General features: G+C 69.4%; 20 protein-coding genes, 1 tRNA gene and 1 pseudogene. 12 read left to right on the top strand and 10 right to left on the bottom strand.

Features of this window, described 5'->3' with window-relative positions; translation table 11 throughout:
* Positions 1-3: 3 nt before the first annotated feature.
* Entirely contained in the window at positions 4-279 is a 276-nt protein-coding gene (locus tag GBO37_RS15905) for a DUF1153 domain-containing protein (RefSeq protein ID WP_252929979.1), read from the bottom strand.
* A gap of 177 nt (positions 280-456) precedes the next feature.
* Here GBO37_RS15905 and mnmA point away from each other — a divergent pair, with 177 nt between their 5' ends.
* Positions 457-1,626 carry a tRNA 2-thiouridine(34) synthase MnmA gene (mnmA, locus tag GBO37_RS15900; RefSeq protein ID WP_252929978.1) on the top strand — a complete coding sequence of 390 codons (1,170 nt, stop codon included), beginning with the start codon at positions 457-459 and terminating at the stop codon, positions 1,624-1,626.
* Here the strand turns inward: mnmA and GBO37_RS15895 are convergent.
* Positions 1,598-2,008 carry a SufE family protein gene (locus GBO37_RS15895; RefSeq protein ID WP_252929977.1) on the bottom strand — a complete coding sequence of 137 codons (411 nt, stop codon included), beginning with the start codon at positions 2,006-2,008 and terminating at the stop codon, positions 1,598-1,600. The genes mnmA and GBO37_RS15895 overlap by 29 nt on opposite strands.
* A gap of 119 nt (positions 2,009-2,127) precedes the next feature.
* Here GBO37_RS15895 and GBO37_RS15890 point away from each other — a divergent pair, with 119 nt between their 5' ends.
* The 5 genes from GBO37_RS15890 (at position 2,128) to modC (ending at position 5,461) form a co-directional block, all read left to right on the top strand.
* Positions 2,128-2,631, top strand: coding sequence for a hypothetical protein (locus GBO37_RS15890; RefSeq protein WP_139599144.1), 504 nt, complete (start codon positions 2,128-2,130; stop codon positions 2,629-2,631).
* A 42-nt stretch (positions 2,632-2,673) separates the two neighbouring features.
* A tRNA-Ser gene (locus tag GBO37_RS15885) sits at positions 2,674-2,763 on the top strand.
* A gap of 141 nt (positions 2,764-2,904) precedes the next feature.
* Positions 2,905-3,663, top strand: a complete 759-nt coding sequence (modA, locus tag GBO37_RS15880; RefSeq protein ID WP_252929976.1) for a molybdate ABC transporter substrate-binding protein — start codon at positions 2,905-2,907, stop codon at positions 3,661-3,663.
* Positions 3,660-4,367, top strand: coding sequence for a molybdate ABC transporter permease subunit (gene modB, locus GBO37_RS15875; RefSeq protein ID WP_252929975.1), 708 nt, complete (start codon positions 3,660-3,662; stop codon positions 4,365-4,367). Before modA ends, modB begins: the two co-directional genes overlap by 4 nt.
* Entirely contained in the window at positions 4,364-5,461 is a 1,098-nt protein-coding gene (gene modC, locus GBO37_RS15870; protein WP_252929974.1) for a molybdenum ABC transporter ATP-binding protein, read from the top strand. Before modB ends, modC begins: the two co-directional genes overlap by 4 nt.
* Positions 5,462-5,568: 107 nt before the next feature.
* Here modC and GBO37_RS15865 read toward each other — a convergent pair whose 3' ends face one another.
* From GBO37_RS15865 to GBO37_RS15830, 8 genes and pseudogenes are all read right to left on the bottom strand, one after another.
* Positions 5,569-6,861 carry a Hint domain-containing protein gene (locus tag GBO37_RS15865; protein WP_252929973.1) on the bottom strand — a complete coding sequence of 431 codons (1,293 nt, stop codon included), beginning with the start codon at positions 6,859-6,861 and terminating at the stop codon, positions 5,569-5,571.
* Between the two features lie 340 nt (positions 6,862-7,201).
* Positions 7,202-7,390, bottom strand: a complete 189-nt coding sequence (locus GBO37_RS15860; RefSeq protein ID WP_252929972.1) for a hypothetical protein — start codon at positions 7,388-7,390, stop codon at positions 7,202-7,204.
* Between the two features lie 321 nt (positions 7,391-7,711).
* Positions 7,712-8,962: pseudogene (locus GBO37_RS15855) on the bottom strand (hemolysin family protein); the annotation flags it as partial.
* A gap of 195 nt (positions 8,963-9,157) precedes the next feature.
* Positions 9,158-9,319, bottom strand: a complete 162-nt coding sequence (locus tag GBO37_RS15850) for a hypothetical protein (protein ID WP_157020456.1) — start codon at positions 9,317-9,319, stop codon at positions 9,158-9,160.
* A gap of 135 nt (positions 9,320-9,454) precedes the next feature.
* Positions 9,455-10,972, bottom strand: coding sequence for a tripartite tricarboxylate transporter permease (locus GBO37_RS15845; protein ID WP_045982029.1), 1,518 nt, complete (start codon positions 10,970-10,972; stop codon positions 9,455-9,457).
* Between the two features lie 4 nt (positions 10,973-10,976).
* On the bottom strand, positions 10,977-11,465 hold the full coding sequence (locus GBO37_RS15840) for a tripartite tricarboxylate transporter TctB family protein (RefSeq protein ID WP_045982028.1): 489 nt from the start codon (positions 11,463-11,465) through the stop codon (positions 10,977-10,979).
* Positions 11,462-12,406 carry a tripartite tricarboxylate transporter substrate binding protein gene (locus GBO37_RS15835; RefSeq protein ID WP_240542512.1) on the bottom strand — a complete coding sequence of 315 codons (945 nt, stop codon included), beginning with the start codon at positions 12,404-12,406 and terminating at the stop codon, positions 11,462-11,464. The genes GBO37_RS15840 and GBO37_RS15835 overlap by 4 nt, the downstream gene beginning before the upstream one ends.
* An 84-nt stretch (positions 12,407-12,490) precedes the next feature.
* The gene (locus GBO37_RS15830; RefSeq protein ID WP_205963184.1) at positions 12,491-13,588 is read right to left on the bottom strand and encodes an ABC transporter substrate-binding protein; all 1,098 of its coding nucleotides are present in this window, start codon (positions 13,586-13,588) and stop codon (positions 12,491-12,493) included.
* A gap of 99 nt (positions 13,589-13,687) precedes the next feature.
* On the opposite strand from GBO37_RS15830, the gene GBO37_RS15825 reads away from it, so the two are divergent.
* The 6 genes from GBO37_RS15825 to GBO37_RS15800 all read left to right on the top strand — a co-directional run.
* Positions 13,688-14,356, top strand: a complete 669-nt coding sequence (locus tag GBO37_RS15825) for a response regulator transcription factor (protein ID WP_252929971.1) — start codon at positions 13,688-13,690, stop codon at positions 14,354-14,356.
* 6 nt (positions 14,357-14,362) lie between these two features.
* Positions 14,363-15,724, top strand: a complete 1,362-nt coding sequence (locus GBO37_RS15820) for a sensor histidine kinase (RefSeq protein ID WP_252929970.1) — start codon at positions 14,363-14,365, stop codon at positions 15,722-15,724.
* A gap of 97 nt (positions 15,725-15,821) precedes the next feature.
* Positions 15,822-16,157 (top strand): hypothetical protein, encoded by a 336-nt coding sequence (locus GBO37_RS15815; RefSeq protein ID WP_252929969.1) that lies wholly within the window; start codon positions 15,822-15,824, stop codon positions 16,155-16,157.
* Positions 16,158-16,373: 216 nt separating this feature from the next.
* Complete coding sequence (locus GBO37_RS15810; RefSeq protein WP_252929968.1) at positions 16,374-19,271, top strand: monovalent cation/H+ antiporter subunit A; 2,898 nt, start codon at positions 16,374-16,376, stop codon at positions 19,269-19,271.
* Complete coding sequence (locus GBO37_RS15805; RefSeq protein ID WP_045983165.1) at positions 19,271-19,618, top strand: Na+/H+ antiporter subunit C; 348 nt, start codon at positions 19,271-19,273, stop codon at positions 19,616-19,618. The genes GBO37_RS15810 and GBO37_RS15805 overlap by 1 nt, the downstream gene beginning before the upstream one ends.
* Positions 19,615-20,674: monovalent cation/H+ antiporter subunit D (locus tag GBO37_RS15800; RefSeq protein WP_252929967.1), on the top strand; the 1,060-nt coding region annotated here is incomplete at its 3' end. The genes GBO37_RS15805 and GBO37_RS15800, both read left to right, overlap by 4 nt.

Raw genomic sequence — 20,674 nt, 5'->3', positions numbered from 1 at the left:
ACCCTATGGTTGTCTATACTTTTGAAGCGCCGTAACCTTCAAAGCCGCCTTTCCGTGGCGCGCGACCGCGGTGCACCAGCCGTCGAACTCCTCCTCCGACAGGCCATAGCGGCGCAGCGCGTCGTCGCGGCTGATCAGCCCGTGCGACACCGCCAGCACGACCGTATGCTTGCGGCTGGCGACCCATCTGGTGTCGGCCATCGGCAGATCCGCCACGCTGAGGATGCGCCCATCCGCCAGTGTCACGATCCGCGGGCCTGTGGTCTTTTTCACGAACATTGCAGCGTCCTTCCGTCACGTTCTGCAAGTTCTGGTCGAAAGCACTTAAGGCACGGTTAGCCTGATCGGGATTTCGGCCCCGGCCGGGGTTGAGAATCCGACCAATTTGCCTATATTTTGACGCAAATCCCTTTGCCGCCCGACCAGCACCGCCCCTGGCGGGCCGAAAGATCATCCATGACCCTGACTGCTGCCCTGCGTGCCGATGCGCCCGCGACCGAACTGAACAGCCTTGGTTTCGCAAAATCCCCTGCGCAGACGCGTGTCGTCGTGGCGATGTCGGGGGGCGTGGACAGTTCCGTCGTCGCGGCGCAGCTGAAATCCGAAGGCTATGACGTCATCGGGGTCACGCTGCAGCTGTACGACCATGGCGCGGCACTGGCCAAGAAAGGCGCGTGCTGCGCGGGCCAGGACATCCACGATGCCCGTCGCGTGGCCGAACGCATGGGCTTTCCCCATTATGTCCTGGATTACGAGAACAAGTTCCGCGAATCGGTCATCGACGAATTCGCCGACGCCTATCTGGCCGGCGCGACGCCCGTTCCCTGCATCCGCTGCAACGAGCGGGTCAAGTTCCGCGACCTGCTGGAAACCGCACGCGATCTGGATGCCGACTGCATGGCGACCGGCCATTACATCCAGCGCAAGGACGGCGCGCATCGCGCCGAACTGCACATGGCGGCCGACCCGAACCGCGACCAGAGCTATTTCCTGTTCTCGACCACCCAGGAACAGCTGGACTTCCTGCGCTTTCCCCTGGGCCATCTGGTCAGCAAGGCCGAGACGCGCGCCCTGGCCGCCGATTACGGCCTGTCCGTCGCGGACAAGCCCGACAGCCAGGATATCTGCTTTGTCCCCAACGGCGACTATGCCGCGGTGATCGAGAAGCTGCGCCCCGGTGCCGCAGATCCCGGCGAGATCGTCGACCAGCAGGGCACCGTCCTGGGCACCCATCGCGGGGTGATCCATTATACGATCGGACAGCGGCGCGGGTTGGGCATCGGCGGCGGCAGCCCGCTCTATGTGCTGCGGCTGGAGCCGGAGACGCGCCGCGTCGTCGTCGGCCCGCGCGAGGCGCTGTCGACGCGCACCATCGCCGTGACCGAGGTGAACTGGCTGGGCGATCAGCCCTTCGAGGGAGAGATCGCCTGCTTGGTCCGCATCCGGTCCACGCGCCCGCCGCGGCCCGCGATCCTGCGCCCCCTGCCCGGCCGCCGTGCCGAGGTCGAACTTCTGGATCCCGAGGACGGCGTCAGCCCCGGCCAGGCCTGCGTCTTCTACGAGGCCGAGGGCACGCGCGTCCTGGGTGGCGGCTGGATCAGCCTGCGTCGGCGGCCAGCTGCCTGATCCGGGCGATCATCGCGCGCACGCCGTTCGATCGTTGCGCCGACAGGTGTTCGTCCAGCCCAAGGCGCGCCAGCGCGGCCTGGGCGTCCACCGCCTCGACCTGGTCCACCGGCAACCCGGCATACAGCGCGTGCAGCACCGCGATCAGGCCGCGCACGATCAGCGCATCGCTATCGCCCTGAAAGTCAAAGCTGCGCCCCTCGATCCGCGGCAGGATCCAGACCTGGCTGGCGCAGCCGTCGACCTTGGTGGCCGGGACCTGCACCGCGGATTCCATGGGCGGCAGGGCCTTGCCCATCTCGATCAGGTGACGATAGCGGTCTTCCCAATCGTCCAGAAAGTCGAAGGTTTCGGCGATGTCCTCGAAGGCGGGGGTGGCCATGGGTCTCTCCTGATATCAGGGGTCATGGCCTAGCGCGCCGCGGCGGTCAGGTCAAAGAGGCTTTTCGGCGCGGCCCGGATCGCCTATCACGGGGCCAAGGACCGCCAAGGGGACATGCCATGACCAGACTTACCCTGCCGCTGCTGATCGGCGCCCTGATCCTGTCCGGCTGCGGGCGGTTCGGCGACAGCGGCTGGAACCCGCTTGGCTGGCGTGGCGCGGGTGCGTCGACCCCCGAAACCCTGGCCCCGGAAGGCGGCTATCCCACGGCCCAGGACGCCCGCCCCGCGGTGCCGCAGATCCTGGGTGCCGAATGGCAACCGCTCAGCGACGGCCGCCTGCTAGTGCTGCGCGGCTTTGCCCCGGTCAAGGGCTATCACTCGGCCGCCCTGGTCCGGTCGGTGCCGCGGTCCGGCGACCAGCTGCAGCCCGACCCGGACGGCGTCCTGCGCCTGCGCTTCGTGGCCTCGCCCCCGGTCGCGGACAACCCCGCGGCGGCCCTGCCCGCAAATCCCGTCACGGACACGATCACGGTGGCGCTGCCGATCAGCTTCCTGCGTCTGTCGCGCCTGTCCGCGATCCAGGTCGAGGGCGGCGACCGTGTGATCACCCTGACCCGCTGAAGGCTTGCGCAAACGCCCGCGGCGCGCTAGTCCGCAGCGGTCGGAGGCGTGGCAGAGTGGTTAAATGCACCGGTCTTGAAAACCGACGTGGGTGAAAGTCCACCGTGGGTTCGAATCCCACCGCCTCCGCCATCCCCAACTCATCTGATCTGATCTGATCGTCCGCGCCCCGACCCTGCCTGTGCGTCGATATGTCCGCCGGAAAATAGCGCTTGCCAGGTCCGCCCTTCGCTGCGTTATATCCACCCGGACATATCACCGACGGAGATTGCCATGCCCGGTCCGGATCGCCTTGCCCTTGCCGCCTGCGTGGCGTTGATCGCGTCTCCCGCGCTGGCCGATGACGTGACGGTCTTTGCTGCTGCCAGCCTGACCGACGCGCTAGACCGCATTGCTGCCCAGTGGAGCGAAGAGACCGGTCAGATGGCCGTGATGTCCTATGCCGGATCGTCCGCTCTGGCCCGCCAGATCCAGCAGGGCGCGCCCGCGGACATCTTCATCTCGGCCAGCGAGGAGTGGATGGACGCGGTGCAGGCCTCGGAGGACATCCGTCCCGACACGCGTCGCGACCTGCTGGGCAACAGCCTGGTGCTGATCGCGCATGGCGACGCGGCCCCGGTGATCATCGACACGACGCTGGACCTGACGGCGATGCTGGACGGGGGGCGGCTGTCCATGGCGATGGTCGACAGCGTCCCGGCGGGCATCTATGGCAAGGCCGCGCTGACCCATCTGGGGCTGTGGGACGCGGTGGCGCCCATGGTCGCACAATCGGACAACGTGCGCAGCGCCCTGACCTTCGTCGCGCGCGGAGAGGCGCCCCTGGGCATCACCTATGCCACCGACGCCGCCGCGCAGGACGACGTGACCATCCTGGGCACCTTTCCTCCCGACAGCCACGACCCGATCGTCTATCCCGCAGCCGTCACCGCGCAGTCGGACAATGATCAGGCGCAGGCCTTTCTGGACTATCTGTCATCGGACGCGGCACGGGCGGTCTGGACAGAGTTCGGCTTCACGACCCCACAATGATCGACGCCGTCACATCCTGGCTGGGACCGACCGAATGGCAGGCGGTGCGCCTGTCGCTGTGGGTCGGGCTGGTCGCCACGCTGGTCAGCCTGCCATTGGGCATCGTGACCGCCTATGCCCTGGCGCGCTGGTCCTTTCCCGGCAAGCAGATCCTGAACGGCATCGTCCACCTGCCGCTGATCCTGCCGCCCGTGGTCACGGGCTATCTGCTGCTGGTCACCTTCGGGCGGCGGGGCAGCGTCGGGCAGTCGCTGGAGACGGTGGGCATCGTCTTCTCGTTCCGCTGGACCGGGGCGGCGCTGGCGGCCGCGATCATGGCCTTTCCGCTGATGGTGCGCGCCATCCGCCTGGCGATCGAGGCGGTCGATCCCCGGCTGGAGGCGGCGGCGGGCACGCTTGGCGCCAGCCCTTCTTGGGTGTTCGCCACGGTGACCCTGCCCCTGATCCTGCCCGGCGTGCTGGCCGGATCAATCCTGGCCTTTGCCAAGGCGATCGGTGAATTCGGGGCGACCATCACCTTCGTGTCGAACATCCCCGGCCAGACCCAGACCGTCCCCTCGGCCATCTATGCCCTGCTGCAGGCGCCGGGCGGAGAGGCGGCAGCGGGGCGCCTGGTCCTGGTGTCGATCACCATCGCCATGACCGCGCTGCTGCTGTCAGAGGTTCTGGCGCGCCGCGTCGCGCGGCGGGTGGCAGGCGCATGACGCTGCAGGTCCGCCTGACCCACTGGTTTGCCGGGTTCGACCTGGACGTGGCGTTCGACGCGCCCCCGGGACTGACGGTGCTGTTCGGGCCATCCGGTTCGGGCAAGACCACGGTCGTGAACGCGGTCGCGGGCCTGCTGCGACCGGATGCGGGGCGGATCGCGGTCGATGACTGGGTCCTGACCGACAGCGCCCTTCGGCGCCACCTGCCCCCCCACCGCCGCCGCCTTGGCTATGTCTTCCAGGAGGGGCGGTTGTTCCCGCATCTGTCGGTCCGCCAGAACCTCCTCTATGGCCGGTGGTTCGCGCCGCGCGACGCCACCGCGCCCGATCTGGATCGCGTGGTGCAGATGCTGGGCATCGGCCCCTTGCTGGCCCGCCGTCCCGGAACCCTGTCCGGCGGAGAGCGCAGCCGCGTGTCCATCGGGCGCGCCCTGCTGGCGGCCCCGCGCCTGATCCTGGCGGACGAGCCGCTGGCCGCCCTGGACGAGGCCCGCAAGGCCGAGATCCTGCCCTATTTCGAACGCCTGCGCGATGAGGCCGGCGTGCCGATCCTCTATGTCAGCCATTCCAGCGCCGAGGTCGCGCGGCTGGCCACCACCGTGGTGGCGCTGCGGGCCGGGCGGGTCGCGGCCATCGGGCCGCCGGCGCAGGTCCTGGGCGATGCGGGCGCGGTCGGTGCGGACACGGCATCGGTCCTAACCACGCGCGTCGCCGGCCATGATGCAGACGGGCTGACACGGCTGCAGACGGGGGCGGGTCCGGTCTTCGTCGCCCGCCTGGATGCCCCGCCCGGCACGCATGTGCGCCTGCGCGTGGGGGCACGCGACGTCATCCTGTCACGGGATCGGCCGCAGGGCCTGTCGGCGCTGAACATTCTGGCGGGCCGCATCGCCGCGATCACGGCCGAGGAAGGACCGAACGCGCAGGTCGTCCTGACCGTTGGGTCCGACACGCTGACGGCTCGCCTGACGCGCCGCTCCGTCGCCGCGATGGGTCTTGCGCCGGGGCAGCCCTGCCACGCGATCCTGAAGACCGTGGCGGTGGCCGCCGGTGACATCGGCGCATTGCACACTGTCCCGCCCGCGACGTGACCGCATCTTCGGATGCAGAAATTTGATGGCCGACGCCGAAATGACCGGCCACCGCAACCGAAGGTGGCATGCCTTCGGATGCAGTGGCCGTGAACGCTCGGTCCTGGTCAGCAGACCAGCGTCTTGCCGTTGCGGCGGTGGCGCTGAACCATCTTCTGGGCCTTGCCGCCGGGCACGAAGGGCCGTGCTGGTTCCGACGGGCCAGCACGCAGTTCGGGGAACAGCGTGAAGATCTCGTCCTGCGCGGCCTGGCCCAAGGACTTCATCGCCTGGGGCCCGGTATACAGCGACTCGGTCTGCGCGTCGTTCGAGAAGACGATCTCGTGGCGGGCGAACAGGATGTGATAGTACTGGACCGAGTCCACCGCGACCTCGTCGACGCCGTCCAGCGCGGTCAGCTGACGTGCGGCGACCAGAACCTCGGTCGTGCCGAACATGCGCTGCGCGATGGCCGACCGGACCAGCACGCGATGCTGCGGCGACACCATCAGGTCGCGGCTTGGCAGATCCTGCGCCAGGGCGCCCGCGCGGATGCGGATCGGACGCAGTTTGGGAACCATGGTCAGATCCACGCGGTCCAGCGCGCGCCCTCCGATCCAGCGGATCGGACGGGCGCCGTTGTCGCGGGTCTCGACCAGGTCGCCCACGCGCAGGTCCTCGACCGCGACGTCGCCATCGGGGGTGCGGATCATCGTGCCCGCGCAAAAGCAGGGAATGCCCATCCCGTTCAGGCGCGACGGCGTCAGGCTGTCGGGATCGACGTCGCGCATCCACAGCTCTTCCCCGTTCGGGAAGGAGATGACGGCGTACTTGTTGTCCCACTCGTCCACATCGGCGCGGATCTTGACGTCTGACAGGTCGATCGGGTTGCCATCGGCATCATGCAGGCCGCTGAGGTCCAGCACGTCCGCGGCGGCGGGGTTGCCCTCGCTGTCCAGCTCGTCCCCGAACCCGAACCCGCGGATCGTGTCATGGCCAAAGCCGTCGGTCAGGACCAGCGTGTCGACCTCGGCATCAGGACGGCTGACGGCGGCGAACAGATCGCCGTTCATCGAGATCTCGTCGTTGCCAAGGCCGCCGATGATGGTATCGGCGCCCCACCCGCCTTCCAGGACGTCGTTGCCGTCGCTGCCGATGATCATGTCGTCGCCCGCATCGGCAAAGACGCGGTATCCGTCGACGCCTGCCGCCGATCCGTCGATCACGTCATGACCGCCGCCGGTCCGCAGGTTCTGCATGTTCAGGAACCGCAGATGCCCGTCCACGCCGCCCAGGGCGTCGATGTCGCCCGAGCTGGAGCTGTCCAGCACGACATGTACGCCGGGCGCGGATTCGGTGGGCTCCGACGGGGCGGACTGCCAAGCGTTCAGGGTGTTGTACCCCCCGTCGCCGTCGTACATCGGTTTACGATGAGTGTGCTTCTGCCGCCGTTGCCCAAAAGATAGCGCACCACCCGCGCCATAAGCGATATTGTCGCCCCCATAAACACAGCGGGCGCTCAGCCAGTGCCGATCGTATCTTCGTCGTCGCCAAGGTGGAGGCTGACGCCGATCATGTGCGTCGGACTATCGATATACAAAATATCGGCGTTTGATCCCTCTATATGGTCGTCCCAGACGAGCCGGCACACGGCATCGCTGATCTACATTTGCTCAGCAAAGCGTTTCCAAATTGCATGTGTCCTTTTCTACAGGCCACGGGCATGGCATGGCACGACCCCGCCGCACCATGCCGCGCCGGTCAGTAGATCAGCACGAGGGCACCGATCACCCCGCCGAACACCAGCGCGAAGATCGCCCAGTGCAGCAGGACGTTGTGCGGCGTGGTCGGGGGTTGCACCAGGCGCCAGTCCTCGACCGGGCCGGGTTGTGCGTCCATGTCGGTCGGTGCCGGGGGCGTGGCCGCCCGGTCTTGGTTCATCTCTGTCATCTGGATGTCCTGAAAGAATGAGGTCGCGACGAACCGCCCGCCGGGGCGGTGTCCGTTCAGATCGTCATTGTTTCAGGGGCGTGGCGGCGCGCGGGGCCTGCGCGTCCGCCGGACAGGCCGCGGGGGTGCGGCGCGGCGTGCCTGCGGCAGGACCAGCCTGACGGGCGCACGCGGGGGCGGCGGCGAAAACGGTTCCGGATCGGCCCCCGCGGCGGGTGACGGCACCACCGGCACGCCCTGACGGTCGACCAGCGCGACGGTCGCGGGCAGGCCGAGCTGTGACAGGCGGTCGCCAGACAGATGCGGCACCTGCCGTTGCCGCTTGTCGATGCGGCGGCCGTCCAGGTCCACCACCTCGATCCGCCAGGGCGACAGGGTCACGTGGGCGCCCACCTCGGGCAGGACGCCCGCAAGGTCAAGAACCAGGCCGGCCACGGATTCGTAATCGCGATCCTCGGGAAGCGGGACGCCCAGCAGGTCGGAGAACTCGTCCACCGGCATCCAGCCCGCGATCAGCCAGCTGCCGTCGTCGCGCCGGACGGCCTTGGGCTCGTCCTCTCCGGGGTCGGGGAAATCGCCGGCGATGGCTTCCAGCACGTCCATCGCGGTGATCACACCCTCGAAATGCCCGTATTCGTCAAAGACCAGCAGCATGTGCGCGGGCGAGGATTTCAGCTGCTCGATCACGTTCAGCGCCGGCAGACCGTCGCGCACGACGGGCACCGCCTGAATCAGCGCGCGCGGGTCGGCGGCGGGATCGGCCTGCAGGCGGATCAGGTCGCGGGCATGGATGACGCCGACGATGTCGTCATCGGCCCCGTCCCGCAGCAGGATGCGAGAGCGATGGCCGGTGCGGAAGACCTGCGCCAGATCGTCGGGGGTGGCGTTCGCGTCGGCGATCAACACCTCGTGGCGGGGGGTCATCAGGCCGCGCGCGGTGCGGTCGGCGATGCGCATGACGCCGGCGATCATTTCGTTCTCGGCCGGGGCGATGACGCCGGCGTTGTGCGCCTCGGCCAGCATGACCTTGATCTCCTCGTCGGACATGCTGCTCTCGGCCTTGCCCGATTGGCCCAGCAGGGCCAGCAGCACCCGCCCCGACCGGTCGAGCACCCAGACCACCGGCGCCGCGATGCGCGAGATCATCCGGATCAGCGGCGCGATGCGCGCGGCCACGGCCTCGGGGGCGCGCAGGGCGATCTGCTTGGGGACCAGTTCCCCGACGATCAGCGACAGATAGGTGATGGCGACGACCACACCGCCCACGGCCAGCGTATGGGCCAGCGCGGGCTGCATGCCCCCCGCGACCAGGGCGGTGGCCAGGCGCGTGCCCAGTGTCGCGCCCGAGAAGGCGCCCGACAGCACGCCCACCAGCGTGATGCCGATCTGGACGCTGGACAGGAACCGGCCCGGATCGGCGGCCAGGTCCAACGCGGTCGCGGCCCCCCGGCTGCCCTGCTGGGCCATGGTCTTGAGCCGGGCGGGCCGGGCAGAGACGATGGCAAGTTCGGACATGGCAAGAACGCCGTTGAACAGGGTCAACAGCAGGACAATGGCGATTTCGAGGAGCATGGGACTTTCGTCAGGTGATGAAAGGCGGCGTCACGGCCGTCCTGGACCGCCACGATAGGCGACGGCCCCCCATCGGACCAGCACCTTTCCGCGTCCGTTCACGCAATCGTCGGTTTTCCGCCAACGTGGCGCGGAAACACGAAGACGCGCCGCGGGGGGCGGCGCACCGGGTGGCGGATCGGGCCAGGGCCGCGATCAGATATGGGTCGGAAAGCTGTCGCGGCGGATGCCCAGCTGCTTCAGGCTGGCATCGGCGGGACGGCGATGGGCGCGGACGGCGCGGGCCGCCTCGAGGCTGGCACCCAGAGTGTCCATCGCGGACAGAAGGCGGTTCCAGGCATTGCGCAGGGTGGTCATTTCGGTCTCTCTTTCCGTCATCAGGTGACAGCAGAGATATCGGGTCCGACCCCCGTTTCTGCAATGCAGCATCCGGTCAACCCAGCCTTGCGCCGGGTGCATGACCCCGGCCCGTCACCGGGCCGGGGTTTCGCGTCAATCCTCGTCCGATGCCATCTGGCTGAGGACCTGACCCTTGCCGCGGGCCCGCATGATCATCGGAACGATCAGCGCAAAGGCCGCGACCGCGATCAGCCCCGCGGACACCGGGGTCGAGACCAGCGTCATCACGTCGCCCTGGCTGATCGACAGCGCGCGGCGCAGCTGCTGTTCGGCCATCGGGCCCAGGATCAGCCCCACGACCACCGGCGCGATGGGATAGCCGTAGAGGCGCATCAGGTAGCCCATGACGCCAAAGATCAGCAGCATCGACAGTTCGATCGGGGACGGGTTGGCGCCGATCGTGCCCAACGTGGCAAAGCACAGGATGCCCGCGTAAAGCCACGGCCGCGGGATGGTCAGCAGGCGCACCCACAGCCCGATCAGCGGCAGGTTCAGGATCACCAGCATCACGTTGGCGATCAGCAGCGACGCGATCAGGCCCCAGACCAGGTCCGGGTTGGTCGCGAACAGCAGCGGTCCGGGCTGCAGGCCGAACTGCTGGAACCCGGCCAGCATGATCGCCGCGGTGGCGGTGGTCGGCAGGCCCAACGTCAGCAGCGGGACCAGCGTGCCCGCGGCGCTGGCATTGTTCGCGGCCTCGGGCCCGGCGACGCCCTCGATGGCACCGTGGCCGAACTCCTCGGGGCGCTTGGCGGCGCGTTTCTCGGCGGCATAGGACAGGAAGGTGGCGATGTCGGCACCGCCCGCGGGCATGGCGCCGATGGGAAAGCCGATGAAGGTGCCGCGCAGCCAGGGTTTCCAGGACCGCTTCCAGTCCTCGCGCGTCATCCAGACCGATCCCTTGACCGCCGTCACCTTGTCCTCGACGCCATGACGGTTAGCGGCGACGATCATCGCCTCGCCCACGGCGAACAGCGCCACGGCCAGGGTCGTGACCTCGATCCCGTCCAGCAGCTGCGGGACGCCGAAGTCCAGCCGCGCCTGACCGGTCAGCTGGTCGATGCCGACCAGGGCCAGCGCCAAGCCGATGAACAGCGATATCAGCCCCTTGCGCGCGCTGTCGCCAAAGGCAGACGACACGGTGACGAAGGCCAGCACCATCAGCGCGAAATACTCGCGCGGGCCGAAGGTCAGGGCCAGCTTGACCACCGTCGGCGCGACGAAGGCCAGAAGCAGCGTCGCGACCAGCCCCGCGACGAAGGACCCGATGGCGGCGGTCGCCAGCGCCGGCCCGCCGCGTCCGGCGCGGGCCATCTTGTTGCCCTCCAGCGCGGTCACGATAGAGGCGCTTTCGCCCGGCGTGTTCAGCAGGATCGACGTGGTCGATCCGCCATACATGCCGCCGTAATAGATGCCCGCGAACATGACCAGCGACCCAGCCGGGTCCAGCCCGTAGGTCACCGGCAGCAGCAGCGCCACGGTCAGCGCGGGCCCGATGCCGGGCAGCACGCCCACGGCGGTGCCCACGGTCACGCCGATCAGCGCGTAGAGCAGGATCATCGGGTCGGTCGCGACCATCAGGCCCTGGAACAGGTATCCGAACGTGTCCATGCCCCTAGCCCCCCGTGATCAGGCGTTCCAGCGGACCCGCCGGAAGGCTGAGGTTCAGAAGCTGGGAGAAGACCAGATAGATCGTCCCGGTGAAGATCAGCCCGATGGGCAGGGTCAGCGCCAGGTTGCGCTTGCCAAAGGCCCGGGCGGTGGCCGCGAACAGCAGCGCGGTCGCAATGACGAAGCCCGCCGTGTTCAGCAGCGCCAGCTGTGCGGCCAGGCCGCCGATGATCCAGGCGATGGGCGCGGGATCCTGGGCCGGGCGTTCGGCCGGCGCGTCGCGGAATGCCGCGACGACGGTCCAGGCCGACAGCGCCAGCAGCGCCCAGGCGATCCAGCGCGGGACGTCGGCCGGGCCGACGCCGGAATAGCCCCGGTTCTGCGGCAGCGTGGCCACGTCGCGGAAAATGATGACCGCGATCAGCGCCAGTACGGCCGCCACGGTCAGCGCCGCCCCGTCGGGGCGGCGTCTCGTGTCCGGGGCAGTCGTCATTCGACCAGCCCGATGTCCTTGAGGACCGCGGCCGTCGTGGCGGTCTCCTCCTCCAGCTGGGCGCGGAACGCGTCGCCCGCCAGATAGGTGTCGGCCCAGCCCTTGGTCGCCAGCGCCTCCTGCCATGCGGTCGATTTGGCCATCGTCTCGATGTCGGCGGCGATGGCGGCCTCGTCCTCGGGGGACAGTCCTGCGGGGGCGGCGACCATGCGCCAGTTCTGCAGCACGACGTCCAGGCCGACCTCGGTCAGGGTGGGGGCGTCGACGCCCTCGATCCGCTCCTCGGAGGTGACGGCCAGGATGCGCAGCGTCCCGGCATCGGCCTGCGGCTTGAACTCGCCAAGGCTGGAGATGCCTGCCGTCACCTGGTTGCCCAGGATCGCGGCCAGTGCCTCGCCGCCACCGGAATAGGCGATGTAGTTGATCGCGGTCGGGTCGACATCGGCGGCATTGGCCAGAAGGCCCACCGCGATGTGGTCGGCGCCGCCCGCCGAACCGCCGGCCCAGCTGACGGAGCCGGGATCGGCCTTCAGCATCTCGACCAGCTGGTTGATGTCCTGGATCTCGGATGCCGTGGGCACCACGATCGCCTCGTATTCGCCGGTCAGGCGGGCGATGGGCGTCACGTCGGCCAGCGACACGGGCGAGGCGTTGGTCAGGATCGCCCCGACCATCACATAGCCGCCCACGATCAGCTGGTCGGCCTTTCCGGTGGCCGAGGACGCGAACTGCGCCAGACCCACGGTGCCGCCGGCGCCCGGAACGTTCTGGACCTGCACGGAATCAGAGATGCCCTCGGCCTGCAGGACCTCCTGCATGGTGCGGGCGGTCTGGTCCCAGCCGCCGCCCGGTGCGGCAGGTGCCAGGATGGTATAGTCGGTGGCCAGCGCCGGAACGGCCAGGGCCGCGGTGAACAGGCCCGCAAGAATCGCGTGTTTCAAGATAGTCCTCCCCATTGGCCGGGCCTCCACCCGGCAACGGGCATCCTGACACGCCAACCTGACGCAAAGCTGACATCGGCGCGATTATTCCGGGCCCGGCTCCGGCTCCGGCGGGGACAATGCCTGCTGCCATCGCGCGATCAGCCGGGCACGGCGCGACTGGTCCAGATAGGCCAGCAGGCCGGGGCTGATCGCCACGGGGCGCAGCTGCGCGCCCAGCGCCGGGGGCATGCCGTCCGCGCCCGACGACACCTCCAGGCTGACGGCGGGCAGGCGCAGCTCCTCGGCCAGGATGGTCTGGCCCTCGCGCGACATCAGGAAGGCCAGGAAGGCCGCGCCCAGGTCGGGCCGCGCCGCGGCACGCGGCACCAGCGCCACCCGCGACACGACCACGGTGAAGTCGCGCGGCAACAGCAGGCCCACATCCGGCTCCTGCCGCGCCCAGTCCGCGGCATAGGACCCCAGGATGTTGTATCCGACCGCCAGCCGCCCGTCGGCCACGCGTTCCAGGATCTCGCGTGAGGTCGCGAACTGCTGGACGCCCGCGCGTCCCATCGCCTGGCCCAGGTTCCAGATGTCGAAGAAATGCTCCTGGTCGCGGGCCAGGAACAGGTATCCCACCCCCGACAGTGCGATGTCATAGGTGCCGATGCGCCCCTGCACCGTCGCCCCGCCATGATCCAGCCAGTCCAGCAGCTCGAACCGGGTCGCGGGGGGCTGGCGGTCGCGGAAGCTGGGCTTGTGATAGACCAGGACGGCGGGTTCGAATGTGATCGCATAGGCCGTGTCGCGCCAGTTCGCCCAGCGCGGCCAGTCGGCCGAGGACGGCGTGGCCACCGCCTGGGCATAGCCGTCATTGGCCAGCTTGATCTGCAGGTCCATGGCCGAGGAGAACGCCAGATCCGCGGTGGTGCCGCCGGCATCAGTCTCCTCGGTGATACGCGCAAAGATCTGGCCGGTCAGCAGGTCCTGGTATTCGACGGCGATGTCGGGGTTCAGCGCCTGGAACCCCTGGATCAGCGGGCTGGCCAGATCCTCGTCCAGCGACATGTAAAGGCGCAGCGGCCGGTCCTGCGCGCCCGAGGGCGCGGGAAACCGCAGCGTGTCGGCCGCCGCCGCCCCGGCGACGACGGACAGGATCAGCGCAACGCAGGACAGGCGGGGAATCATGCGCACCAGCATGGCGCATCGTGGCACCCGCCGCCCCGCCGGACAAGCGGGCCGCGCGCCCGTGCCTGCCCGGCCCGCGCGGCCCTAAGATCGCCGCCGGGGGGACGGTCGATGCGCATTCTGCTGGTCGAGGACAACGCGGCGCTGGCCGACGGGCTGGTGCAGCTTCTGGCCGGCGCGGGGCATGCCGTAGATCATGTCGATGACGGCGCCTCGGCCGAGGCGCTGATCGCGGCGGAGCGGTTCGACCTGGTGATCCTGGACCTGAACCTGCCGCAGATGGACGGGCTGGAGGTCCTGCGCCGCATGCGCNCCCGCCGCGACCCGGCCGCGGTGATGATCCTGACCGCCCGCGGCACGCCCGAGGAACGCGTCCGGGGCCTGGACCTGGGGGCCGACGACTACATGGTCAAACCCTTCGAGATCACCGAGTTCGAGGCCCGCGTCCGGTCGCTGCTGCGCCGCCAGGCGGGCCTGCGCGCGGCCGAGGTCACGATCGGCGGCGTCATGCTGGACCTGACCGCGCGCCGTTTCCTGGCCGAGGGGCAGCCGATGGACCTGCCCGCCCGCGAACATGCGCTGCTGGAACTGCTGTTCATGCGCGCCGGCAAGGTCGTCCCCAAGGAGACGATCATGCAATCCATGACCTCGCTGGAGGATACCCTGTCGGACAACGCGATCGAGCAATATGCCAGCCGCCTGCGCCGCAGGCTGGCGCCCCACGGGGTGCAGCTGCGCACCGCGCGGGGCATCGGCTATTACATCGACAAGGGCGTCTGAGCGCCGATGGGATCGCTGCGCCGCCGACTGCTGGCCTGGCTGCTGGCGGCCACGGCCGCCCTAGGCACGCTGGCGATGGCCGACACCTGGTCCGAGGCCGTGTCCACCGCGCGCGCCGTGTCCGACCGGGTGCTGACCGGATCGGCGCTGGCCATCGCGGAACGGGTGACGGTGGGCGACGATGCCGCCCTGCAGGCCGACATCCCCTATTCCGCGCTGGAGATGCTGACCTCGACCGCGCAGGACAGCGTGTTCTATCGCGTCGACGGGCCGGGCGGGTTCATGACCGGCTATGCCGACCTGCCGCTGGCCGAACCGGGCTCGGATGGGGCGGGCTACGCGGATGCGGTGTTCGCGGGCGCGCCGATCCGGGTCATCACGCTGGCGCGGACCGTGTCGACGGGCATCGAATCCATCCCGTTCCGCGTGACGGTCGCGGAATCCAAGCTGGCGCGGAACCAGCTGTCGCAGGCGATCCTGCTGCGCTCGGCGGCCAGGTTGGCGCTGATGATCTGCGGGGCGGCGGCGATCATCTGGATCGCGGTTCCACTGGCGCTGCGCCCGCTGAACAGGCTGGGCGACGCGATCAGCGCGCGGCGCGCGGACGACCTGTCCCCCCTGCCCACCGACGTCCCGCAGGAGGTCCAGGACCTGGTCGCGGCGATGAACTCGTTCATGGCGCGGCTGGACACGGCGCTGTCGGCGCTGCGCAACTTCACCGGCAATGCCAGCCATCAGCTGCGCACGCCGCTGGCGGTGATCCGCACCCAGCTGACACTGGCGCAGCGGGCGGGCGACGCGCAGGCCGCGCGATCGGCGGTGGCCAAGGGCGACGCGGCACTGGCCGATGCCGAACGGATCCTGGCGCAGCTGCTGCTGCTGGCGCGGGTCGATGCGGCAGCGGGCCATCCGATGGTCGCGCCGCTGGATGCCCACGCCCTGGCCCGCGATCTGACCGGAGAGATGATCCCCCGCGCCGCCGGTGCGGGGATCGACCTGGGCTATGACGGCCAGCCCGTCGTCGTGCGCGCCGAACCCGTCCTGCTGGCCGAGGCGCTGAAGAACCTGGTCGACAACGCGCTGGCCTATGCCGGCCGCGGGGCAGAGGTTACCGTCCGCGTCGCGCGGCAGGACGGCACGGCGGTGATCTCGGTCGAGGATGACGGCCCCGGCATCGCCGCCCCGGCGATGGACCAGCTGACCTCGCGCTTTACCCGCGGCGCGTCGGCCGAGGCGCGGCCCGGCGGCAGCGGCCTGGGCCTGTCCATCGTGACCGAGATCGCGCAGCTGTTCGGCGGGACCTTGCGGCTGCGCGCGGGGGCGCAGGGGCGCGGCCTGCGGGCCGAACTGCACCTGCCGGTGGGGTGACAAACGCGTCTGCGCCCCCCACCCGCCCTTGCATCGCCCCGGCAGCGTCTGCAATATCCGCGCCATGGACGGACAGCGGACACCCTTGGCGTGCATCATGCGCGTTCTGGTCCTGGTGGCCAGCATCGTGCAGCTTGCGCTGTACGGGGCGACGGCGCCTGCCTCGGTCGAACTGGGGCCGCAGTTCCTGCGCCTGACCGAGGAGCAGCGGCTGTATTCCGACAGCCCGGCCCAGGTCGCCGTCCTGACCTCCAAGGCTCCGGCCGGACCGCAGGCGACATCACCACTGCCGGACGCCGATCCCTGGTACCGCACGCCCGCGAGGCCCGTCCCGCCACAAGCGGTCTCGATCATCGCCGCGTCCGACGCGGACGTTCCCCGGCCGCAGGGCGTCGCCCGCCCTGCCCGCGCCCGCGGCCCTCCGCTGGCCTGACCCGCGCCCAAGGACGCCTGCTGTCCTGACCCGCGGCCGGTGGCTCCGCGGCCGCCCCCACAGAGGTGATCCCGGACGGATCGTGCCGCGGCACGGCCGCATCGCATGCGCCGTCCCGTCATCACCCACATCTTGCCGCATTCCCCCGACGCCCGCATGATCCCGCCTGGGATCCTGCCCCGCCCTGCATGCCGCCCCAGCGAAGGACCGCCCTTGATGATCACCCCCACCGCCCTTGCACAGCAGAACCTTCTGGTGCTGCTGGCGGTCCTTCCCTTCCTGTCCGCGCTTCTGCTGATCAGCGTCTCGGGGCGCGCGGCGGGGATTCTGGCGGGCATCACCATGCTGGCCGGGATCGCGCTATCGGCGGGGCTGGGGGGACCCGTGATGTCGGGCGAGGTGCTGCGCGCATCGCTGGACTGGGTGCCGTCGGCGGGGCTGTCGCTGTCGCTGCGGATGGACGGGTTCGCCTGGATGTTCGCGACGCTGGTCAGCGCGATCGGCCTGCTGGTCGTCGTCTATGCCCAGGTCTACATGGCGGGCAAGGACCGCCTGCCACGCTTCTTCGCACTGCTGATGGCGTTCACCGGCGCGATGCAGGGCATCCTTCTGTCGGGCAACCTGCTGATGCTGGTGGTGTTCTGGGAGCTGACATCGGTCGTGTCGTTCCTGCTGATCGGGTTCTGGCACCAGGGCCAGGCGGCACGCGACGGCGCGCGCACCGCGCTGCTGATCACCGCGATGGGCGGGCTGTGCCTGCTGCTGGCGATGCTGATGCTGGGCCATGTCGTGGGCAGCCACGATCTGGACGTGGTGCTGGCCGCGGGGCCGCAGGTGCGCGAACATCCGATGTACGGCGCGGTTCTGGCGCTGTTCCTGCTGGGTGCGTTCACCAAGTCGGCGCAGGTGCCGTTCCACTTCTGGCTGCCCGGCGCGATGTCGGCGCCGACCCCGGTCTCGGCCTTCCTGCACAGTGCCACGATGGTCAAGGCCGGGGTGTTCCTGCTGATCCGCTTCTCTCCCGTCCTGGGCGGGACCGAGGCGTGGTTCCTGGCCGTGACCGGCATCGGCATGGCGACCTTCCTGACCGGCGGGGTGATCGCCCTGTTCCGCCACGACCTCAAGGGGTTGCTGGCCTATTCGACGATCAGCCATCTGGGCCTGATCACCGCGCTGGCGGGCATCGGCAGCCAGGGCGCGATCCTGGCCGCGATCTTTCNCATCTGCAATCACGCGGTCTTCAAGGCGTCGCTGTTCATGACCGCGGGCATCATCGACCACCAGACCGGCACGCGCGACCTGCGCAAGCTGGGCGGACTCGCGCACGTGATGCCCTTCACCGCGACGCTGGCAATTATCGCATCCGCCGCGATGGCGGGCGTGCCGCTGCTGAACGGCTTTCTGTCCAAGGAGATGTTCCTGGCCGAGGCCGTCGCCTGGCACAACGGCAGCTGGCTGGACGACAGCCTGCCCTATCTGGCGGTCGTGGCCAGCGCGTTTTCCGCCGCCTATGCGATCCGGTTCATCGCGTCGGTTTTCTTCGGCCCGCTGCCCCACGCCCTGCGCGGCCGCGTGTCCGAGGCGCCGGTTCTGCTGCGCCTGCCCGTCAGCCTGCTGGCCGCGGCCTGCCTGGCGGTGGGCATCCTGCCCGCGCCGGTGATCGGCCCCGTCATCAACCGCGCCGCGCGCGCCGTGCTTGGGCCCGACCTGCCCTATTACGACATCGCGATCTGGCACGGGGTCAATGCGGCGCTGATTCTCAGCCTGGTGTCCCTGGGCGTGGGCACGCTGATCTATGCGATGACCCGGACCCGCATCCCCCTGGGACCCGAAGGCCCGCCCCTGCTGCACCGCCTGCGCGGGCAGCGCGTCTTCGACCGGCTGATGCTGAAGGGGGCGTGGGTCCTGCCCCGCCGCGTGCTGGGCCGGCTGGCGACCGAACGGCTGCAGCCGCAGCTGCGCCTGCTGGTGGCGGTCGCGCTGTTTCTGGCCGTCGCGGCCATCGGCGCACGGTTCCCCTGGGCACCCCCGGCGCGGGTGACCGATTTCAGCCCGGCGTTCGCGCTGATGTGGCTGATCGGCGGGGCCTGCGCGGTGGGCGCGGCGTGGCAGGCCAAGTACCACCGCTTTGCCGCGCTGGCGATGCTGGGCGGCGCGGGTCTGGTCACCTGCCTGACCTTCGCCTGGCTGTCGGCCCCCGACCTTGCCGTGACCCAACTGCTGGTCGAGGTGGTGACCACGGTCCTGCTGCTGCTGGGCCTGCGCTGGCTGCCCCAACGCCGGGCGGGCCTGCCCGAGGACAACCTGGCATCCGCGCGCAGGCGGCGGATGCGCGACCTGGTGATGGCCGTCGCGGGCGGGTCGGGCATCGCCCTGGTGGCGCATTCCGTGATGACACGGCCGCTGGTCCCGAACGTGGGCGACTGGTTCCTGGCCAACGCCTATTACGAAGGCGGCGGCACCAATGTGGTGAACGTCATCCTGGTCGATTTCCGCGCCTTCGACACGTTCGGAGAGATCGCCGTGCTGGCGATCGTGGGCCTGACCGTCTATTCGCTGCTGCGCCGCTTCCGCCCTGCCCCCGAAAGCGTGGACCAACCCAACCAGCAGCAGGCCACCAGCCAGCAGGCGCTGGACGACTACCTGATGGTGCCGTCGGTCATCATGCTGTGGATGTTCCCGGTACTGATCATGGTCGCGGCCTATTTCTTCTTCCGCGGCCATGACCTGCCGGGCGGCGGCTTCGCCGCGGGCGTGACCATGGCCATCGCCTTCCTGCTGCAATACCTGGCCACCAATGTGCGTTGGGTCGAGGCGCGGCTGACCATCCTGCCGATCCGCTGGATGGGCATCGGCCTGCTGATCGCGGTGGGCACGGGGATGGGGTCGTGGATCTTCGGCTATCCGTTCCTGTCGGCCCATGCCCGCTATGTCTCGATCCCGCTGATCGGGAACGTGCCCGCCGCGACCGCGCTGCTGTTCGACCTGGGGGTCTTTGCCCTGGTCGTGGGCGCGACGGTGCTGATGCTGATCGCCATCGCCCACCAATCCCTGCGCGCCGCGCGCCTGCGCGAACAGGACGATGCCGCCCCCGCCACGAAGGAGATCCGCTGATGGAGATCGTGCTGTCCCTGGCCATCGGCGTTCTGTCGGCGTCGGGCATCTGGCTGATCCTGCGCCCGCGCAGCTTCCAGGTCATCGTCGGGCTGTGCCTGCTGTCCTATGCGGTGAACCTGTTCATCTTTTCCATGGGGCGCCTGACGCTGTCGGCGCCCGCGATCATGCCCAAGGGCGGCTTCGTCGATCCGACCCGCTATGCCGACCCGCTGCCCCAGGCGCTGGTCCTGACCGCCATCGTCATCAGCTTTGCCACCACGGCGCTGTTCCTGGTCGTGCTGATCGCCTCGCGCGGGTTCACCGGCACCGACCATGTCGACGGCCGCGAGAGAGAGCAGCCATGAGCCAGCACCTGATCATCGCCCCGATCCTGATCCCCTTCGTCGCCGGCGCGCTGATGCTGCTTTACGACGACCGCCAGCGCGCGGCGAAATTCTGGCTCAGCCTGATCGCGACCGGCCTGACGCTGGCGGTGGCGGTGGCGCTGCTGATGCGCGCCAAGCTGGGCGCGTCCGAAGGGGCCGAGAACATCGGCTTCTACCTGCTGGGGGACTGGGCCGCGCCGATGGCGATCGTCCTGGTGCTGGATCACCTGGCGGCGATGATGCTGCTGCTGACATCGGTGCTGGCGCTGGCGTCGCTGGTCTATGCGCGGGCGTCCTGGCATCGGCAGGGGCAGCATTACTTTTCGCTGTTCCAGTTCCTGCTGGTCGGTCTGAACGGCGCGTTCCTGACCGGCGACCTGTTCAACCTGTTCGTCTTCTTCGAGGTGCTGCTGGCCGCGTCCTATGGCCTGCTGCTGCACGGGTCGGGACAGGTGCGGGTCCGCGCGGGCCTGCATTACATCGCGATCAACCTGGCGGCGTCCCTGCTGCTGCTGCTGGGGATCAGCCTGATCTATGGCGTGACGGGCACGCTGAACATGGCGCATCTGGCCAGCATGATGCCCGACATCGATGCCGCCAACCGGCCCCTGTTGCAGATGGGCCTGGCGCTGATGGGGGTGGCCTTCCTGGTCAAGGCGGGCATATGGCCGCTGTCCTTCTGGCTGCCCAACGCCTACATGGCCGCCGCCGCGCCGGTGGGCGCGATGTTCGCGATCATGACTAAGGTGGGCATCTATGCGATCCTGCGCCTGACGATGCTGCTGTTCGCGGCCGGATCGGGCCCGTCTGCGGGGCTGGGCGCGGGGCTGCTGATCGGGCTGGGCATGGCCACGGTCGTCTTCGGCATGCTGGGCGTGCTGGCGTCGCAAAGCCTGGGGCGGATCGCGGCGCATGCGGTGATCCTGTCGTCGGGCACCATGCTGGCGGTGACCGGGCTGGCGCTGGCGGGGGGCGGGGAATGGATGCTGGCGGGCGCCCTGCATTACATGGTCGCGTCGACCCTGGCCGCGGGCG

The sequence above is a fragment of the Paracoccus sp. 08 genome (assembly GCF_024105395.1).
Classification (GTDB): domain Bacteria; phylum Pseudomonadota; class Alphaproteobacteria; order Rhodobacterales; family Rhodobacteraceae; genus Paracoccus; species Paracoccus marcusii.
Note: the sequence above shows the minus strand (reverse complement) of the source record. Positions and strands in the feature narration are given on the sequence as shown.

Bases quoted from the DNA above. Each gene is read 5' to 3' on its own strand.
- GBO37_RS15905 (WP_252929979.1), bottom strand. From the start codon at position 279: ATGTTCGTGAAAAAGACCACAGGCCCGCGGATCGTGACACTGGCGGAT.
- mnmA (WP_252929978.1), top strand. From the start codon at position 457: ATGACCCTGACTGCTGCCCTGCGTGCCGATGCGCCCGCGACCGAACTG.
- GBO37_RS15895 (WP_252929977.1), bottom strand. From the start codon at position 2,008: ATGGCCACCCCCGCCTTCGAGGACATCGCCGAAACCTTCGACTTTCTG.
- GBO37_RS15890 (WP_139599144.1), top strand. From the start codon at position 2,128: ATGACCAGACTTACCCTGCCGCTGCTGATCGGCGCCCTGATCCTGTCC.
- modA (WP_252929976.1), top strand. From the start codon at position 2,905: ATGCCCGGTCCGGATCGCCTTGCCCTTGCCGCCTGCGTGGCGTTGATC.
- modB (WP_252929975.1), top strand. From the start codon at position 3,660: ATGATCGACGCCGTCACATCCTGGCTGGGACCGACCGAATGGCAGGCG.
- modC (WP_252929974.1), top strand. From the start codon at position 4,364: ATGACGCTGCAGGTCCGCCTGACCCACTGGTTTGCCGGGTTCGACCTG.
- GBO37_RS15865 (WP_252929973.1), bottom strand. From the start codon at position 6,861: ATGTACGACGGCGACGGGGGGTACAACACCCTGAACGCTTGGCAGTCC.
- GBO37_RS15860 (WP_252929972.1), bottom strand. From the start codon at position 7,390: ATGACAGAGATGAACCAAGACCGGGCGGCCACGCCCCCGGCACCGACC.
- GBO37_RS15850 (WP_157020456.1), bottom strand. From the start codon at position 9,319: ATGACCACCCTGCGCAATGCCTGGAACCGCCTTCTGTCCGCGATGGAC.
- GBO37_RS15845 (WP_045982029.1), bottom strand. From the start codon at position 10,972: ATGGACACGTTCGGATACCTGTTCCAGGGCCTGATGGTCGCGACCGAC.
- GBO37_RS15840 (WP_045982028.1), bottom strand. From the start codon at position 11,465: ATGACGACTGCCCCGGACACGAGACGCCGCCCCGACGGGGCGGCGCTG.
- GBO37_RS15830 (WP_205963184.1), bottom strand. From the start codon at position 13,588: ATGCTGGTGCGCATGATTCCCCGCCTGTCCTGCGTTGCGCTGATCCTG.
- GBO37_RS15820 (WP_252929970.1), top strand. From the start codon at position 14,363: ATGGGATCGCTGCGCCGCCGACTGCTGGCCTGGCTGCTGGCGGCCACG.
- GBO37_RS15815 (WP_252929969.1), top strand. From the start codon at position 15,822: ATGCGCGTTCTGGTCCTGGTGGCCAGCATCGTGCAGCTTGCGCTGTAC.
- GBO37_RS15805 (WP_045983165.1), top strand. From the start codon at position 19,271: ATGGAGATCGTGCTGTCCCTGGCCATCGGCGTTCTGTCGGCGTCGGGC.